The sequence below is a fragment of the Streptomyces sp. NPDC042102 genome, from assembly GCF_055582305.1.
Map to the genome: position 1 here is coordinate 152,666 of NZ_JBVJDL010000008.1, position 16,646 is coordinate 169,311.

Below are 16,646 nucleotides of genomic sequence, written 5' to 3' on the forward strand. Positions count from 1 at the left end.
CACGTGACCTGCCTCACACCTTCACGGTCCGCGAGCTCTACGAGGAGACGGCAGGGGCAAGAACCCGACGTCAACTCCGGCGTGCTCTGCGATGCTGGAGGCCGATCGAGAGGGGCCGCAGCGATGCAGTGGAAGATCCACGGGGAACGTCCGATCTACGAGAACAAGTGGGTGAACCTCTGGCTCACCGACGTCGAGACGCCGGACGGGCACCGCTGGGAACACCACGTCGTCAAGCTCCGCCACCTGGCCGTGGCCGCCGTCATCAACGACCGCCAAGAGGTCCTGATGATGTGGCGCCACCGCTTCATCACGGACGCATGGGCCTGGGAACTGCCCATGGGCCTGGTCGAAACGGACGAGACCCCCGGCGAGGCTGCCGCCCGCGAAGTCCTCGAAGAGACCGGCTGGCGGCCCGGCCCGATGAAGCCCCTCGTCTACGCCGAACCCGCGAACGGCATCACCGACTCCCAGCACCACCTGTTCCGGGCCGACGGCGCCACGTACGACGGGCCGCCGACCGAGAAGAACGAGTCGGACCGCGTCGAGTGGATCCCGCTGGCGAACATCCGAGGCATGATCGACCGCCGCGAGATCGTCAGCAGCGGCTCCCTCGTCGGCCTGCTCTACGTCCTCATGGACGAAGGGGTCCGCTGACCGGGAACCGGCAGCACCTCACGTAGCCGGGCCTCGAAGGCCACCGCGGCCGGCACCTCGCGATGCGGCGCAAGCTGCTCATAGAACTCGCGAAGGTGTCCGGCCACCCGCGCCGAGGTCACCGCTGCGGCGGGCACAAGCGCCTCCGTCGCCGTGTGACACGCCTGCTCTACCTTGCCCCGCTGGAGCTGCGTACGGGCGAGCCAGAAGGCGTGAAAGGCACGGCCCCGCTGATTCGCCTGGTCCTCCCGCTCCAGCGCATCCGCGATCAGCGGTTCGGCGATGGCGGCCTCACCCAGTCGGCCATGTGCGATGCCGGTGTCCACGATGAGCTTCGGCTCATCGAAGTACGTCACCCATGCCGGGTCGGGGTCTCCGGGCCGGATGCGCTCGAACTGACTGTGCGCCTCGGAGATCGCTGCGTGCGTGGCTCTCTTGTCGCCCAGGGTGGCATGGGCGAACGCCTCCCTCATCGCCAGCATGGCCCGCACCCTCGGCGTCGTCCCGCTCACGGCGCGCGCCTGGTCCTGGGCGGCGGACACCAGTGCCAGGGCATCCGCCGACTTGTCCTGGTAGGTCGCTTGCAGGCTCATGCAGGCGAGCACGTTCGCCATGAAGGGGTGGTCGTCGATCTCCCTGGCCAGTTGCAGGGACTCCGAGAAGTAGGCACGCGCCTGGTGGTACTGGCGGGCGTCGAAGTACGTCCATCCGGTGAGCCGTGCCAGTTCCGCGGCGATGCCGTACAGGCCGTGCTGTATCGGTGCCGAGCGCCGTTCTTTCAGCAGTCCTTGGACGTATCGCAGCTGGCCGACGACGGCGGGGCGCAAGGTCTCGCCTCCGTGCTCGTCGTCGCGTCGCCAGTAGTCCTCGATCGAGGACCGGAGCGCCTGGAGCGTGGACGGGCTCGGGTTGGTCCCGGCGGCCAGGGCGAGGATGCTGTCCACCTCCACCCCGGGTAACGCGGGAAGCCGCCTGGGTTCGGCAGGCGGGTGCACCGGCTCGGTCGGCTCCCGTTCGGTCACGGCAAGCGCGGGCGGCGTCTCCCACTCCCGTCGGGCGAGCCCGAGCATGTGGCCCGGGATGCGCAAGCCGTCGGCGATCCGCTCGATCACGTCCATGTGGAGAAGCTGCCGCTGACCCGCGATGACCTCGCCCACCCGGCTCGGCGTCAGCTCGCACTGCCGCGCGATCACCGACGGGTAGATGCCTGCCCGGGCCTTGACCAGCCGGAAGACCCTCGCGAAGTCGCGTACGCGGCACGCGTCGAGCATCTCAGGATCGGTGAGCAGGCTTGCGGGGAGTTCCTTCGCACGACGTGGCTCGGGCATCGGGCACGCTCCGGAGGAGGACTACGGATCGCTTCAAGGTCTCAACCGAGCGTGATGTTACCCACGTTGGGTAATCCGCTTGGCCTTTCTGGCACCCGGCCCTGATCGCGATCCTTCTGCACATGGCGAAGCGACCGAGGACGACCGCCTTGGTCTCCTCACCGGCCCGGAAACGCTGGGCAGGTGAGGCACGCCCGCAACGGGCTGGGCCGGCATTCGTCGGCCCTGGACTTCCAGGAAACGGAGACCCACATGGCAGCGCAGAAGGAAGACCTGCTGATCGGCGTCGAGAGCCTGATCAAGGTCCAGGACCGCTTCACCGCAGAAGCGGCGGAGTCCGACCCCACGGGCACCTCCGCGGGTGACAACGGCGAGAACCGCGACGGCCTGAACCTCCCGCAGGAGTAGCACCACCAGCACGCCACAGCACCAACCGGGGGCTCGTCATCCATGGCGGCCCCCGGTCCTCACCTCATGACGCAGACCGGAGGAACGCGTGGACCACCACTTCGTCACGGCGATGGAGAAGGCCCTCGGCTGGGACGGCCCCGGGGAACTCGGGGCCGCTTTCGCCCGGGGAACCATCGAGGATCTCGATCTGCTCGATCGCCTGCTCAACCCCAAGAAGCTGCTGGACCTGGTGATGCGTCGCAGTGTCACCACCCCCCAGTTCCGCATCTTCCAGGACGGCGCCGAACTGCACCCCGGCCGCTACATCCATCCCTCCGTCACCCGGCGGGGGCAGGCCATCCCCATGGCCGACATGCGCCGCGTCGGCGCGCTGATGCGCGAGGGCTGCACCATGGTTCTGGACGAGGTCGACTTCTTCGACCCGGCCATGGAGGCCACATGCCGTGCGCTTCAGTGGTGGGCCCGTGAGCTGGTGCAGGTGAACGCCTACCTGACCACCCAGGACGCCAGCGGCTTCAAGCTCCACTGGGACGATCACGACGTCGTGATCGTCCAGCTCGCCGGCCGCAAGAGCTGGGAAGTCCGCGGCTCCTCGCGCAAGGTGCCGATGTACCGCGACTCCGCCCCCAACTCCGAGCCCAGCCACGAGATCGTGTGGCAGGGCGTCATGCAGCCCGGCGACGTGATGCACATCCCGCGCGGCTTCTGGCACCAGGCCACCCGGGACGACCAGGGTGACGGCTACAGCCTGCACGCCACCTTCGGCATCGTGAAGCGCGTCGGCGTGAACTGGCTGGCCTGGCTGGCCGACCAGGCCCGGACGCAGGAGCTGTTCCGGTACGACCTGGACCGCTGGAACTCCCCTGGCCAGTGGGAGGGGCAGCAGCGGCTCCTGGCCGACGCCGTCGCCGAGATGGCTACGAAGCTGACCCCGCAGGACTTCTTCGATGCTCGGGAGCGGGAACGCCTGGCCGCCCGGCATGTCCCGGCCACCGGGCTGTTCGGTGAGCCGGCGGCCGTTGTGTGCGTCACCGACTTCGAGCCCGTGATCGAGCAGCACGCCGACACCGTGGACGTCCTCGCCGCAGGCAAGAAGCTCTCCTTCTCCGGCAAGGCGTACCCCGCCCTCGCCCTGCTGCTGAGCGGCCACCCCGTCGACATCGCCGACGCCGCCGCGAAGACCGGCCTGGACGTGGAACAGCTCGCCGAGATCCTGCTGAGGGAGGAACTGTGCACGGAGCTGACCCCCGCCTTGTCCTCGGCCTACACCGGTCTCGTCACCACCGCGACATCCTGACGGCCGCACTCGACCTCGGCGTCACCGCTCTGGACACCGCGACTGCCTACCTCGGCTTCCGCTCGCACGCGGTGCTGGCCGAGGCGGCCGCTGATCTACTGCCGAAGTTCGCCCTCTCCACCAAGGTGGGCTTCTTCCCGGGCGCCAGAGGTGCTGAGCACTCCCTCGATCCGGTCCGGCTGCGGCTGGCCATCGAGCGAGCGGCCCTGGAACTCGGCAGAGAACCTGAGACTGTTCTCCTCCACAACCCCGAGCGGAGCCTCGCGGGCATGTCTCCGGCCGATGGCCATGCCCTCCTCGGCAGCGCTTGCACCGCCTTGGTCGACGCGGCCCGCGACGGCCTGTGCCGCACCTGGGGTGTGTCCTCTTGGGACACTCGCCCGATCGGCATGGTCGGGGTGGCCGACCTGCCGTCTCCGGACGTCCTCATGGTCCGGGCCGGGTTTCTGGTGGGCATCGACCTCTTGGACGCGACGGCCGTCCTGCGCAACGCCTGGCAGACGGGCGAGACCTGGGGCATGAGCCCCTTCGGGGGCGGCAAAGGGAAGGGCTGGGAGGACTTCGACCCCCGCCCGTTCCTCCGACCGCCCCACGATGGCTTGTCCCGCGCGCAGGCAGCATTCCGTACCGCGTTCCACCTGCCGAGTGCAGCCGCAGTGGCTGTCGGCACGGACAACCCCGGTCACCTGGCCCAGCTGGTCCAGGCCCTGGGCGCGGAGGTGGACGCCACCGCCGTCAGTCGGTACCTGCGGGCCCTGCATGGGCGCCGTCAGAGCTGAGCCCGGCCACCAGGCGCTCGGCCTCCTTCCGGGCCGGCGCCAGCAGCGGATCCTCCTCGTGCGCGTGGGGTCCGACGATCTTCGACAGGAAGTACAGCGACATCAGCTTGCCGTCCCGGCTCTCCAGGTCCGCACGCCGCTCCTGGCGGATGCGGTCCGCGAGCGCCGGGACGGCCAGCGCGTTGCCCCACAGCGTTGCGGCGTCCAGGCCCCGGGGCGCCATGCCCCAGTCCTCCCAGTCGATGATGGAGAACTCTGGTCCCATCACGTTGGCCCAGGTCAGATCCGCATGAGCCGGCGCCCACCGCTCGATCCGCGTATCGGCAATGCCGGGGAAGACCTCGCCGAGTGTCCGCGTCACCTGCTCCTGGGTAATCGTCACCGTGTCCGGCGTCGCCATCCGCGGCGTCTGCTGGTCCGCGAGGGCGTCCAGCGAGGCGTTCAGCGCTGCCCACCAGGCATCCGGTAGGCCCGGATCTTCGAGCGCCAAGGCGCCCTTGGCGACAGACGGCGACGCAAGCAGCTCCAGCTCATCCGCACGCCACATCACCGGTTCGCCCGGCTCGCGCCACGCCACGCCCTGGTACCACTCGGGCATCGAGACCCCTTGCAGCACGGCGGCGGCCTCGGTCCCGTTCCAGCCCTGGGGGCCGATCCGCTCGAATCCCCGCCGCTCGATACGAACCCACGTATCCCGCTCTGTTCGGCCGCCCAAGGAACGGCGCTTACGTACCAGCGCCTGCCGATCCAATCGCACGTGCAGCGCCCCTTCCACACGCTCCAGCACGTCTTCGACCGGCTGACGGCGCAGGTCCACTCGGGTAGCGACCGGCAGGGAAACAGCCATCATGACCTCCTCGGCGAGCGGACGACCCTAGCAGCAGGCCCTCCTCCAGTGGAGCCTGGACGGGCCCCGTCCATATCCAGACCGGACCCGTCCGCAGGTGGCTCTGGTGAGGCCTACAGGCCGCCCTCGGTCATGCCGTGTACGGCCGGGATGGTGCCCAGGCGGCCCTTCTGGAAGTCCTCGAAGGCCTGCTGGAGTTCGGCCTGGCTGTTCATGACGAACGGACCGTAGTGGGCCATGGGCTCGCGGATCGGCTGTCCGCCGAGGAGCACGACCTCCAGTTCCGGCGTGTGCGAGTCCTGCTTCTCGTCCGCGCGGACGGTGAGCGAGGAACCGGTGCCGAAGACGGCGGTCTGGCCCATGTGGACCGGACGGCGCTCGGCACCGACCGAGCCCTTGCCCGCGAGTACGTACGCCAGGCCGTTGAAGTCCTCGCGCCACGGCAGGGTGATCTCCGCGCCCGGAGCCAGCGTCGCGTGGATCATCGTGATCGGCGTGTGCGTGATGCCGGGGCCCTGGTGGCCGTCCAGCTCACCGGCGATCACCCGGAGCAGCGCGCCGCCGTCGGGTGACGTCAGCAGCTGGACGTTGCCGCCGCGGATGTCCTGGTAGCGCGGGGCCATCATCTTGTCCTTGGCCGGCAGGTTCACCCACAGCTGGAGGCCGTGGAAGAGGCCGCCGGACATGACGAGGTGCTCCGGCGGGGCCTCGATGTGCAGGAGGCCCGAGCCCGCGGTCATCCACTGGGTGTCGCCGTTGGTGATGGTGCCGCCACCGCCGTTGGAGTCCTGGTGGTCGAAGATCCCGTCGATGATGTACGTGACGGTCTCGAAGCCGCGGTGCGGGTGCCACGGCGTGCCCTTGGGCTCGCCCGGCGCGTACTCCACCTCACCCATCTGGTCCATCATGATGAACGGGTCCAGGTACTGGTAGTTGATCCCCGCGAACGCCCGGCGCACGGGGAACCCCTCACCCTCGAAGCCGCTCGGCGCGTTCGTCACGGCCAGTACGGGACGGGCCACGGCGTCGGCCGGGGCGGTCACACGCGGCAGGGTCAGCGGGTTCTCAACAGTCACTGCAGGCATGGTGGGCCTCCTTCTGCGTCGAGTTTAGTTGAAACTCGAACTTTCTGCCACCCGCAGGAACCATGGATGTCCCGCCGGCATTCCCGGACCCGGACAACCCGCGGCCGCGCCATGGCGTCTACCCGAGGAGAACGAGCGCACCGCCGCACACCACACGGCACCGCGTCGACGACCTCGGGGGAACAGCGTGACCAGCAGCCCGGCACCGGACGGCACCACCGGATCCGCGGAAGAGGCGGAGGAGACGGAAAAGGCGGAGGAGGCCGCCCGGCGGCGGCTGCCCGCGCCGGTCTCCGCCCTGCTGCGCTCCCTCGCCTCCACGGCCGTGCTCGTCCTGTTGGGCTACGCCGCCTACCGGTGGGCGGCCACCGGCCTGCCGATGGAGCCGCGACCGGGCCCGCCCTGGGCCTACCTGGCCGCCTGGGCCGCGTTCTGCCTGGCCGGCTGCCTGCTGCTGCGCTGGGCGGTGGCCGCCGCGAAGGCGCGCGCGGATGCGGACGGGGACTACGACTACTTCTCCGGCATGGACTACGTCGTCGGCGCCGTCGTCTTCGCGGGCATCAGGATCTGCCTGGCCCACCGGCCCGACCTCGCGACGGTCTGGACGTACGGCTTCCTCGGCCTCGGGGCCCTCGGCGTGGTCGCGGTCGTCTGGCGCCACCGACTGGCCCGCCACCTCTGAAGAGGTGGTACGGCGGGGAGCCCCCCGTAACTCCCGCTCCCCGCCGTACTCATGTTCGGCGACACGGGGCCGGCCCCGCGAACGTTTCGGCCGTGCCCGAAACGAACCCCTGGCCCGTACGGCCCCTCAGCGCGCCCGGTACAGCAGGTCCACGCCCAGCCCGGTGGCCGCGTGCAGCACCGCCTTGCCGTCCCGGCGGGTGGTGATCAGGCCCGCCGCGCGCAGCGTGCGCGTGTGCTCGGAGACCGACGGCAGGCTGATGTCCAGGTCACGGGCGAGCTCGCTGGTCGTACGGCCCTCCACCAGCCGTTGCAGCACGGCCGCCCGGGTCCGCCCCAGCAGCGCGTCCAGGGCGCCCACCGGAGGCTCCGCCGCGGTCAGGGGGAACGGGGTCAGCGAGGGGTAGACCAGCACCGGCGGCCCCTCGGTCAGCTCCGCCAGCAGCGGCCGGCCCGTCCAGAACGCCGACGGCATCAGCAGCAGGCCGCGCCCGGCCAGGTGCACCTCGTAGTCCGGCGGCAGCCCGACCTCCAGGGTGGTGCCGGACCAGCGGGCCGCCGGGTGGGTGCCCGCCAGCGCGGCCTTGATCCCGTGGGCCGCCATCAGCCGGGTGCGCCAGGCGATGTCGGCGTGGAAGGACTGCCGGATCCGGGCCCCGTACGGGGCGATGACGCTCTCGTACCCGGCCCGCAGCGCCGCGTCCAGCTCCCGCCAGGCGGCGGGGTCCTGCGCCCACAGGGACCGCAGCCAGCCGGCCCAGCCGGGGGCGCGGGCGAGCGTGCGGTGCAGCTGGACGTCGGTGAGCCGGGTCCCGGCCTCCCGGACCTCCGCCAGGCCCTCGTCGATGTCCCGCACGAAGGGCTCGACGAAGCACGGGTTGTCGCCGTCCGCCCCCAGCAGGCCCAGCAGGGGCCGGGTGCGGCCTGGCAGCTCACGGGTCAGCCGGGCCCGCCAGCGGCCGAAAACGGCCTGTTCGTCGGTGCGCTGCCAGGAGGCGAGCGCGAGGGCCAGCTCGACCAGCGGATAGGGCTCGGACGCGAAGGTGACGCCCAGCAGGTCCTCCGCCGTGAAGTGGATCCTCAGCACCGAACCCGCCCCCGGTTCCGCCGTCGCGTCAGCCGTACATGCGGCGCATCGCGAAGTCGACCATCTGCTCGACCGCCTTCGCGTCGAAGACCATCCGGTGGTCGCCCTCCATGTCGAGGACGAAGCCGTAGCCGGTGGGCAGCAGGTCGATCACCTCGGCGCCGGTGATCACGAAGTACTTCGACTCCTTGCCGGCGTACCGGCGCAGCTCCTTGAGCGTGCTGAACATCGGGATCACCGGCTGCTGCGTGTTGTGCAGGGCCAGGAACCCGGGGGTCTCGCCGCGCGGGCAGTAGACCTTCGACGAGGCGAAGATCTGCTGGAAGTCCTCGGCGGACAGCGACCCGGTCGTGAAGGCCCGCACCGCGTCCGCGAGGGAGGGCGGCGACGGCTCCGGGTACAGCGGCGGCGCCTGCTGCGCATAGCCCTGCGGGGGCGGCTGCGCGTACCCCTGCTGGGCACCCGGATTCTGCTCGTAGCCGTACATGCCGCCCACCCTATCGAGGCCGGGGGCGGCGGGGCCGCCGAGTTCCGGTCAGTGAGCCTTTAGCTGCGCGACGAACGGGGCCCATGCGGTCGCCGACACGATCACGACTCCGCCGTCCCGCCGCTTCGAGTCACGGACGGGGACGACCCCGGTGACCCCGTCAGCGACCTCGACGCAGAGTCCCTCTTCCGCGCCGCTGTAGCTGCTCTTCCGCCAGGCGACTGCGCTCACGTCGACGTGCATGGGTGCCATTTCCGTAGTCCTCCGCTGCTTGCTCGATCATCCTCAGAGACACCGCGGGTGACAGCGCGGTCGCCCTGAGACGGTTGTACGCCTGCTGGTACTTCTCCACGATGCCCGGATCGTCGATGATTTGGCCGCTGTACATGCCCTCCGTGTACATGATTGGTGGAGCGTCGCTGAAGCTCATGAGGAAACCCGATCCCATCATGAAGGGGTGCGCCCCGACGCCGCACGGAAGAATCTGTGGAATGTAGCGACGGCGACGCGCGACGGCCGCCACGTGGTCCAGCTGCTCGGCCATGACTTCGTCACTAGCTAGGGGATCCCGAAGGATCGACTCGTGGAGGACGACCCAGGAAATGGGTCCTTCCGGCTCTTCGATGGCCCAGGCGCGAGCACGGCGCGACGCCACCTTTCGCTGGACCGCCTCCTCATCGTCCAGGGGGCTGAACGCACGGATGATTTCCCGGATGTACGGCTCCAGTTGCAGCACCCCCGGGACCATCATGGGGGACCACTCCTCGATGTTTCGGGCGTACGCCTCCATCTCGACCGCATCCGCGAAGTACGGCGCGTACTGATTCGCTCGCGCATTGCGGACGTCCTCGCAGCGGCGCGCGAAGAAGCCGTCGGTCATCAGGACTCGGTCCACATGGCGAGCCAAGTCCAGCGGCATCCTGCGGTGCCCCCGTTCGATCTCGCTCAGGTAGCTCACGCTGTAGAAGATCTCCTCCACCACCTGCGCGAGCGTCAGGCCCGCCGCTTCCCGCTTCCAGCGCAACTCCTTGCCGTAGAAGGCCGGCACACTCGCCGAGCCGTCAATCTCCTTGCCCGTGGCCAAGATCGCCCGCCTTTCCACACTCCGCACTGTGGACCGGAAACCCTTCCCACCGTACGCGGCGAGACGCCAGCCTGTGAGGGCTTCGTCACAGTCCGCCACGAAAGGGTTTGGCATGAGCGACCACCCCCACGACCGTGAGGCCACCGCGGCCCTCGACGCGCTGCGCGCCGCGCTCGCCGCGCACGGGATCACCCTTCCCTCGCTGGAGCTGCACCTCCTCTCCTACGCCGGGACGTACGCGACCCCGCCCCTGATCAGCCTCGGCAACTGCAACCCGGCCACCGCCCAGCGGCTCGCGGACGCGCTGGGCCCCCGGTGACCCTCACCGTCCGGCTGCTCGCCGTGCCGCAGGCGGCCCCCGTCCTGCGTCACGCCGTGCGGGAGCACCTCGGCCCCGACGGGCATCCAGACGCCGAGCTGTGCGTCACCGAGCTGCTGGCCAACGTGATCGCCCACGTGGGCACCGGGACCCCGGTCACCCTGCGGGTCAGCGGCGGCGGAGGCGGAAGGGCAACCCGTACGCGGGTCGAGCTCACCGACCCCGCGCCGGGCGGGCAGCCCGTACCGAGGTGCGCGAACGAAGGCGACGAGTCCGGACGCGGGCTGGCGCTGGTCGACGCGCTCGCCGTGCGGTGGGGCGTCACGCACGGGCCCGGCAGCAAGACCGTGTGGTGCGAGTTTTGACGCTGGTCACAGTTCACCGGGGAAGGGTTGCTCTTATTACCGGTGGGTAGCATCATGACGTTACCGATTGGTATGTACGAGGAAACTGTCTCCCCGATCCTTAACGGAGCCGTCGCCATGGGGCACTACAAGTCGAATCTTCGCGACATCGAGTTCAACCTCTTCGAGGTCCTCGGTCGCGACAAGCTGTACGGCACCGGCCCGTTCGCGGAGATGGACAGCGAGACCGCCAAGGACGTCCTGTCCGAGATCGCGCGCCTGGCCGAGAACGAGCTGGCCGCCTCCTTCGAGGACGCCGACCGCAACCCGCCGGTCTTCGACCCCGCCACCAACACCGCGCCGGTCCCGGCCTCGTTCAAGAAGAGCTACGAAGCCTTCATGGACTCCGAGTACTGGCGCCTGGGCCTGCCCGAGGAGATCGGCGGCACCACCTCCCCGCGCTCCCTGGTGTGGTCCTACGCGGAGCTGCTGCTCGGCTCGAACCCGGCCATCTGGATGTACTCCTCCGGCCCGGCCTTCGCCGGCATCCTCCACGAGGAGGGCAACGAGGCCCAGAAGAAGATCGCCCAGATCGCGGTCGAGAAGCGCTGGGGCTCCACCATGGTCCTCACCGAGCCCGACGCGGGCTCCGACGTGGGCGCCGGCCGCACCAAGGCCATCCAGCAGGCGGACGGCTCCTGGCACATCGAGGGCGTCAAGCGCTTCATCACCTCCGGTGAGCACGACATGGAGGAGAACATCCTCCACTACGTCCTCGCCCGCCCCGAGGGCCACGGCCCGGGCACCAAGGGCCTCTCGCTCTTCCTCGTGCCGAAGTTCCACTTCGACTGGGAGACCGGCGAGCTGGGCGAGCGCAACGGCGTCTACGCCACCAACGTCGAGCACAAGATGGGCCTGAAGGCCTCCAACACGTGCGAGATGACCTTCGGCGACCAGCACCCCGCCAAGGGCTGGCTGATCGGCGACAAGCACGACGGCATCCGCCAGATGTTCATGATCATCGAGTTCGCCCGCATGATGGTCGGCACGAAGGCCATCGCGACGCTCTCGACCGGCTACCTCAACGCGCTGGAGTACGCCAAGGAGCGCGTGCAGGGCCCGGACCTGGCGAACTTCATGGACAAGACCGCGCCCAAGGTCACCATCACGCACCACCCGGACGTCCGCCGCTCGCTGATGACGCAGAAGGCGTACGCCGAGGGCATGCGCGCGCTCGTGCTCTACACGGCCTCGGTCCAGGACGAGATCCAGCTCAAGCAGGCCGCGGGCGAGGACGCCTCCGCCGCGATCGGCCTGAACGACCTGCTCCTGCCGATCGTCAAGGGCTACGGCTCGGAGCGCTCGTACGAGCAGCTCGCGCAGTCCCTGCAGACCTTCGGCGGTTCCGGGTACCTCCAGGAATACCCGATCGAGCAGTACATCCGGGACGCCAAGATCGACACCCTCTACGAGGGCACCACGGCGATCCAGGGCCAGGACTTCTTCTTCCGGAAGATCGTCCGCGACCAGGGCGCCTCGCTGAACGTCCTCTCCGAGACGATCAAGAAGTTCCTGGCCGAGGGCGAGGGCGGCGAGGAGCTGGCCGCGGCCCGCGACGCGCTGGCCAAGGCCGCCGTCGACCTCGAGGGCATCGTCGGCAAGATGATCGTCGACCTCACCGCCACCGGCGAGGACGTCAAGAACATCTACAAGGTCGGCCAGAACACCACCCGCCTGCTGATGGCGTCCGGTGACGTGGTCGTCGGTTACCTGCTGCTCAAGGGCGCGGCCGTGGCCGCCGCCAAGCTGGGTTCCGCTTCCGCCAAGGACGTGCCCTTCTACCAGGGCAAGATCGCGGCCGCGAAGTTCTTCGCCTCGCAGATCCTGCCGGGCGTCTCGGTCCAGCGTCAGCTGGCCGAGGACGTCGACAACTCCCTCATGGAGCTCGACGAGGCCGCCTTCTAGGAAGCGACCGCCGGGCAGCGCGCCCACGGACGACCGGGGCCGGGCCTCCTCCGCACGGGGAGGCCCGGCCCCGCCGTACCCGGGGCCCGTTGTCCACAGGCGCGGCCGCCGGTTCCCCGGATGTCGGTGGTTCGTGGCACGCTCGTAGGCATGAGTCGACAGGAAAAGCCGCACGGCACCGGCAGGGGGTACAGCGTCCCCACCGGGCGGCCGTACGCCCTCAGGGAGCTGCAGGCCAACCTGGGCACGCTCGGTGACCAGGTCGGGGAGCTGTACGAGGGCGCCCACCCCACCGAGTACGAGCCGATCACCGACGCGCTGTACGCGGCCTTCCAGACCGCCGCCGGGCTGGCCCCCGCCAAGAGCTACACGGGCTGCCCCGAGCACCCCAACGGCGCCCTCGACCCCGAGGCGCCCGAGGGCTGGGGCCGCTGCCTGATCTGCAACGACCGCAGACGCCTGGCCCGCCGGACGCAGGGCGGCGGGCCGGCCGGGCAGGGCGGGCCGGGCCCGGCGGTGCCGGCCGGGCAGCAGCGGCGGCTCGGCTATCCGGTCCCGCCCGGCCCGTACACGCTCGCAATGCTGCGCGCCTACCTGCGCACGGTCGACGAGCAGCGGTTCCACTTGTCCCTCACCTCACCCGACGAGGACTTCGTCCGGATCGCCGACGATGTGCACCAGGCCTTCATCGTGGCCCGCGAACTGTCCCGGCCGCGCAACGCATCGGGATGCGCCGAACATCCCGGCGCGCCGATCGATCCTGATGCTCCGCCGGGAGAGGCCTGTATCTTCTGCGCCGGACGCAAGAGGCGCGCGCAGCGCTCTCCGCAGACCCCCGAGATGCTCCCGCGCATCCGCCGGGGCGAGCGGCGGCAGCTGCAGCGCCGTTTCGAGCGACCGCCGGGCTGAGCCCGGCCGAGACCGTGGTGCCACCGTTACCGCGCGCTCTGGGCCCTCGGCTGTCGTCGGCTATCCGCCACAGTCCGGCCATGGCGAACACGACCGTCGTTAAGGTGAACCACATGAGCTCTCCCGCCCGCTTCGACCGCGGCCACACCGACGATCTGATGACCTTCCTGGCGGCCAGCCCATCGCCGTACCACGCCGTCGCGAACGCGGCGGAGCGGCTGGAGAAGGCCGGATTCAGGCAGGTCTCGGAAACGGACGCCTGGGACGCGAGCGCGGGGGGCAAATTCGTGCTCCGCGGCGGCGCGATCATCGCCTGGTACGTGCCGGAGGGCGCCGCCGCGCACACCCCCTTCCGCATCGTCGGCGCCCACACCGACTCCCCCAACCTGCGTGTCAAGCCGCTGCCCGACACCGGCTCGCAGGGCTGGCGGCAGATCGCCGTCGAGATCTACGGCGGGACCCTGCTCAACACCTGGCTGGACCGCGACCTGGGCCTGGCCGGCCGGCTGACGCTGACCGACGGCAGCGAGCGGCTGGTCAACGTGGACCGCGCGCTGCTGCGCGTGCCCCAGCTCGCCGTCCACCTCGACCGGCAGGTCAACACCGACGGGCTCAAGCTCGACAAGCAGCGCCACATGCAGCCCATCTGGGGCCTGGGCGAGGTCCAGGAGGGCGACCTGATCGCGTTCCTGGAGGAGGAAGAGGGCCTGCCCGCCGGGTCGGTGGCCGGCTGGGACCTGATGGTGCACTCCATCGAGCCGCCGTCCTACCTCGGCCGCGACCGCGAGCTGGTGGCCGGCCCGCGCATGGACAACCTGATCTCGGTGCACGCCGGCGTCGCGGCGCTCGCCGCCGTCTCGGCCGCCGGCACGCTGGACCACATCCCGGTCCTGGCCGCCTTCGACCACGAGGAGAACGGCTCGCAGTCGGACACCGGCGCCGACGGCCCGCTCCTGGGCAACGTGCTGGAACGATCCGTCTTCGCCCGCGGCGGCACCTACGAGGACCGCGCCCGCGCGTTCGCGGGCACCGTGTGCCTGTCCTCCGACACCGGCCACGCCGTGCACCCCAACTACGCGGAGCGGCACGACCCTTCGCACCACCCGCGTGCCAACGGCGGCCCGATCCTGAAGGTCAACGTCAACCAGCGCTACGCGACGGACGGCAGCGGGCGCGCGGTGTTCGCGGCGGCGTGCGAGCGCGCCGGGGTGCCGTGGCAGACGTTCGTCTCCAACAACTCGATGCCCTGCGGCACGACGATCGGCCCCATCACGGCGGCGCGGCACGGCATCCAGACCGTCGACATCGGCGTGGCGATCCTGTCGATGCACAGCGCGCGCGAGCTGTGCGGGGCGGACGACCCGTACCTGCTGGCGAACGCGCTCGTGGCCTTCCTGGAGGACTGAGCCGCCGGCGGCCACGCGCACGCGGAGCGAAGGGCCCCGCCCCCATCGGGGACGGGGCCCTCGGCCGCTACTCGCCTGCTCGCCTGCTCACCTACTCGTCCATACCGGCCAGGACCAGCGGCAGGCGGGCCGCGCCCCCGGCGGTGACCCGCACCGGGACGCCCCAGTCCTGCTGGTGGACGTGGCACGCCGGATATTCGTTGGCGGGGTCGTCGTCGCAGGAGGCCGCCATCGCCGACACGTGCAGCACGCCTTCGGTCACGCCGTCCGCGAGGACCAGGTCCCGGGACAGGTCCGTGCCCGCGCCCTCGCCCGCCGCCAGCAGCTCCGGCGGCGTGGCGGAGACCAGCAGCCGCGTGGAGGGCCCGTACCGGGTGTCCAGCTTCTGCCCGGCGGGCGCCTGGAAGACCACGTCCAGGCGCAGCCGCCCGGGCGCGACCTCGGTCGCCGCCCGCTGCGTGCGGTGGGCGACCGACTCCACCCGTACCGCCTCCTCCGGCAGCCGCAGCCGGGTCAGCCGGTGCCGTGCCGACTCCACGACGACGATGTCGTCCCCGGCCAGCACGGCGGCGCTGGGCTCGCGCAGGTCCGTCGCCAGCGTGCTGACCTCGCCGGTGGCGGGATCGTAGCGGCGCAGCGCGTGGTTGTACGTGTCGCAGACCGCGACCGAGCCGTCCGGCAGGGCGGTGACGCCCAACGGGTGCTGCAACAGCGCCTGCCCGGCGTCCCCGTCCCGGTGCCCGAAGTCGAACAGGCCCGAACCGACGGCGGTGTGAACGACCCCGTCGGTGTCGATCCAGCGCAGCGCGGAGGTCTCGGAGTCGGCGATCCACAGCCGGTCCCCGGCCGCCGCCAGCCCCGACGGCTGCGCGAACCAGGCCTCGGCCGCGGGCCCGTCGTGCAGCCCCTCGTTGGTCGTCCCGGCCGCCACCTGGACCGTCCCGGCCTCCGGGTCCCAGGTCCACAGCTGGTGCACGCCGGCCATGGCGATCCACACCTTGCCCTGCCACCACGCCACGTCCCACGGCGAGGACAGGTCCACCTCCAGGGCCGGCCCGGACGTGGGCGAGCCCTGCCACCACTGCCGCCCGGTCCCGGCGACGGTCTCCACGACGCCGGTCTCCGGGTCCAGGACCCGCAGCGCGTGGTTGACGGTGTCCGCGACCACGACCTTCCCGTCGGGCAGCAGCGCCAGCCCCTGCGGCTCGCTGAACGCGTCCGGCCCGAATCCGCGGGTGCCGCTGCCGATCCGGCGCACGACGCTCTCGCCGTCGGGGGCGAGTTCGACGAGCTGGTGCCGGGTCGAGTCGGACACCAGGACGTTCCCGTTGCCGAGGACGACCGCCTTGCCCGGGAACCGCAGGTCGCTCGCCACCGGCTCCGGCGCCACGTACGGCCCGTCCCCGCGCCGCAGCGTCCCCTTGGCCTCGTGCTCGGCCTCCAGCTCCTCGACGAGCCGCGCGATGGCGTGCGCGTGCCCCTCGCCGGCGTGCTGCGCGACGACGTACCCCTCGGGGTCGATCACGACGAGCGTGGGCCAGGCCCGCACGGCGTACTGCTTCCAGGTCGCGAGCTCGGGATCGTCGAGCACCGGGTGGTGGACCTCGTACCGCTCGACGGCGTCGACGACGGCGGCGTGCTCGGCCTCGTGCACGAACTTCGGCGAGTGCACCCCGATCATCACCACGGTGTCGCGGTGCTTCTCCTCCAGCTCCCGCAACTCGTCGAGGACGTGCAGGCAGTTGATGCAGCAGAAGGTCCAGAAATCCAGGATCACAATGCGCCCGCGCAACGCCGCGAGGCTGAGTTCCTCGCCCCCGGTGTTCAGCCAGCCGCCCTTGCCGATCAGCTCGGGGGCACGGACACGGGCACGTCGTCGGGGCGCGGGCGCGGGCGCGGGGGTGGGCGCCGGGGCGGCATCGTTCATGCTTCAAGCTTGCCATCCGCCCGTGAACGCCGG

18 protein-coding genes are annotated in these 16,646 nt (G+C 70.7%); 10 read left to right on the forward strand and 8 right to left on the reverse strand.

Annotated elements, in window-relative coordinates; translation table 11 throughout:
- The first annotated feature begins 123 nt into the window (after positions 1-123).
- Positions 124-657, forward strand: coding sequence for an NUDIX hydrolase (locus tag ACZ6KO_RS27560; RefSeq protein WP_469306714.1), 534 nt, complete (start codon positions 124-126; stop codon positions 655-657).
- Here the strand turns inward: ACZ6KO_RS27560 and ACZ6KO_RS27565 are convergent.
- Positions 627-1,985, reverse strand: coding sequence for a helix-turn-helix domain-containing protein (locus ACZ6KO_RS27565; protein ID WP_469306715.1), 1,359 nt, complete (start codon positions 1,983-1,985; stop codon positions 627-629). The two genes, ACZ6KO_RS27560 and ACZ6KO_RS27565, sit on opposite strands and share 31 nt — an antisense overlap.
- Positions 1,986-2,237: 252 nt before the next feature.
- Between ACZ6KO_RS27565 and ACZ6KO_RS27570 the strand changes: the two genes are divergently transcribed.
- The 3 genes from ACZ6KO_RS27570 to ACZ6KO_RS27580 all read left to right on the forward strand — a co-directional run bounded on the left by ACZ6KO_RS27570 (position 2,238) and on the right by ACZ6KO_RS27580 (position 4,472).
- Positions 2,238-2,393 carry a hypothetical protein gene (locus ACZ6KO_RS27570; RefSeq protein WP_469306716.1) on the forward strand — a complete coding sequence of 52 codons (156 nt, stop codon included), beginning with the start codon at positions 2,238-2,240 and terminating at the stop codon, positions 2,391-2,393.
- Between the two features lie 88 nt (positions 2,394-2,481).
- A complete protein-coding gene (locus ACZ6KO_RS27575) occupies positions 2,482-3,693 on the forward strand; it encodes a JmjC domain-containing protein (protein ID WP_469306717.1) in 1,212 nt (403 codons plus the stop codon).
- Positions 3,627-4,472 (forward strand): aldo/keto reductase, encoded by an 846-nt coding sequence (locus ACZ6KO_RS27580; protein ID WP_469306718.1) that lies wholly within the window; start codon positions 3,627-3,629, stop codon positions 4,470-4,472. Before ACZ6KO_RS27575 ends, ACZ6KO_RS27580 begins: the two co-directional genes overlap by 67 nt.
- On the opposite strand, the gene ACZ6KO_RS27585 is transcribed toward ACZ6KO_RS27580, so the two are convergent.
- Positions 4,429-5,319 (reverse strand): hypothetical protein, encoded by an 891-nt coding sequence (locus ACZ6KO_RS27585; RefSeq protein WP_469306719.1) that lies wholly within the window; start codon positions 5,317-5,319, stop codon positions 4,429-4,431. The two genes, ACZ6KO_RS27580 and ACZ6KO_RS27585, sit on opposite strands and share 44 nt — an antisense overlap.
- A gap of 113 nt (positions 5,320-5,432) precedes the next feature.
- Positions 5,433-6,404: a pirin family protein gene (locus ACZ6KO_RS27590; protein WP_469306720.1), complete on the reverse strand. Its 972-nt coding sequence runs from the start codon at positions 6,402-6,404 to the stop codon at positions 5,433-5,435.
- Between the two features lie 187 nt (positions 6,405-6,591).
- Between ACZ6KO_RS27590 and ACZ6KO_RS27595 the strand changes: the two genes are divergently transcribed.
- The gene (locus ACZ6KO_RS27595; RefSeq protein WP_469306721.1) at positions 6,592-7,086 is read left to right on the forward strand and encodes a hypothetical protein; all 495 of its coding nucleotides are present in this window, start codon (positions 6,592-6,594) and stop codon (positions 7,084-7,086) included.
- Positions 7,087-7,212: 126 nt separating this feature from the next.
- On the opposite strand, the gene ACZ6KO_RS27600 is transcribed toward ACZ6KO_RS27595, so the two are convergent.
- From ACZ6KO_RS27600 to ACZ6KO_RS27615, 4 genes are read right to left on the reverse strand one after another with little or no spacing between them, the layout of a single operon-like run.
- Complete coding sequence (locus ACZ6KO_RS27600; RefSeq protein ID WP_469306722.1) at positions 7,213-8,172, reverse strand: ArsR/SmtB family transcription factor; 960 nt, start codon at positions 8,170-8,172, stop codon at positions 7,213-7,215.
- Positions 8,173-8,200: 28 nt separating this feature from the next.
- On the reverse strand, positions 8,201-8,659 hold the full coding sequence (locus ACZ6KO_RS27605) for an SseB family protein (protein WP_469306723.1): 459 nt from the start codon (positions 8,657-8,659) through the stop codon (positions 8,201-8,203).
- A 48-nt stretch (positions 8,660-8,707) separates the two neighbouring features.
- Complete coding sequence (locus tag ACZ6KO_RS27610) at positions 8,708-8,911, reverse strand: DUF397 domain-containing protein (protein ID WP_469306724.1); 204 nt, start codon at positions 8,909-8,911, stop codon at positions 8,708-8,710.
- Positions 8,820-9,743: a helix-turn-helix domain-containing protein gene (locus tag ACZ6KO_RS27615; protein WP_469306725.1), complete on the reverse strand. Its 924-nt coding sequence runs from the start codon at positions 9,741-9,743 to the stop codon at positions 8,820-8,822. Before ACZ6KO_RS27615 ends, ACZ6KO_RS27610 begins: the two co-directional genes overlap by 92 nt.
- 112 nt (positions 9,744-9,855) lie before the next feature.
- Here ACZ6KO_RS27615 and ACZ6KO_RS27620 point away from each other — a divergent pair, with 112 nt between their 5' ends.
- The 5 genes from ACZ6KO_RS27620 (at position 9,856) to ACZ6KO_RS27640 (ending at position 14,686) form a co-directional block, all read left to right on the forward strand.
- Complete coding sequence (locus ACZ6KO_RS27620; RefSeq protein ID WP_469306726.1) at positions 9,856-10,062, forward strand: hypothetical protein; 207 nt, start codon at positions 9,856-9,858, stop codon at positions 10,060-10,062.
- Positions 10,059-10,427, forward strand: coding sequence for an ATP-binding protein (locus ACZ6KO_RS27625; RefSeq protein ID WP_469306727.1), 369 nt, complete (start codon positions 10,059-10,061; stop codon positions 10,425-10,427). The genes ACZ6KO_RS27620 and ACZ6KO_RS27625 overlap by 4 nt, the downstream gene beginning before the upstream one ends.
- A 117-nt stretch (positions 10,428-10,544) precedes the next feature.
- Entirely contained in the window at positions 10,545-12,371 is a 1,827-nt protein-coding gene (locus tag ACZ6KO_RS27630) for an acyl-CoA dehydrogenase (RefSeq protein WP_469306728.1), read from the forward strand.
- Between the two features lie 150 nt (positions 12,372-12,521).
- The gene (locus tag ACZ6KO_RS27635) at positions 12,522-13,280 is read left to right on the forward strand and encodes a hypothetical protein (protein WP_469306729.1); all 759 of its coding nucleotides are present in this window, start codon (positions 12,522-12,524) and stop codon (positions 13,278-13,280) included.
- A gap of 113 nt (positions 13,281-13,393) precedes the next feature.
- Positions 13,394-14,686, forward strand: coding sequence for a M18 family aminopeptidase (locus tag ACZ6KO_RS27640; RefSeq protein ID WP_469306777.1), 1,293 nt, complete (start codon positions 13,394-13,396; stop codon positions 14,684-14,686).
- Between the two features lie 91 nt (positions 14,687-14,777).
- On the opposite strand, the gene ACZ6KO_RS27645 is transcribed toward ACZ6KO_RS27640, so the two are convergent.
- The gene (locus ACZ6KO_RS27645; RefSeq protein ID WP_469306730.1) at positions 14,778-16,613 is read right to left on the reverse strand and encodes an NHL domain-containing thioredoxin family protein; all 1,836 of its coding nucleotides are present in this window, start codon (positions 16,611-16,613) and stop codon (positions 14,778-14,780) included.
- Positions 16,614-16,646: the final 33 nt, after the last annotated feature.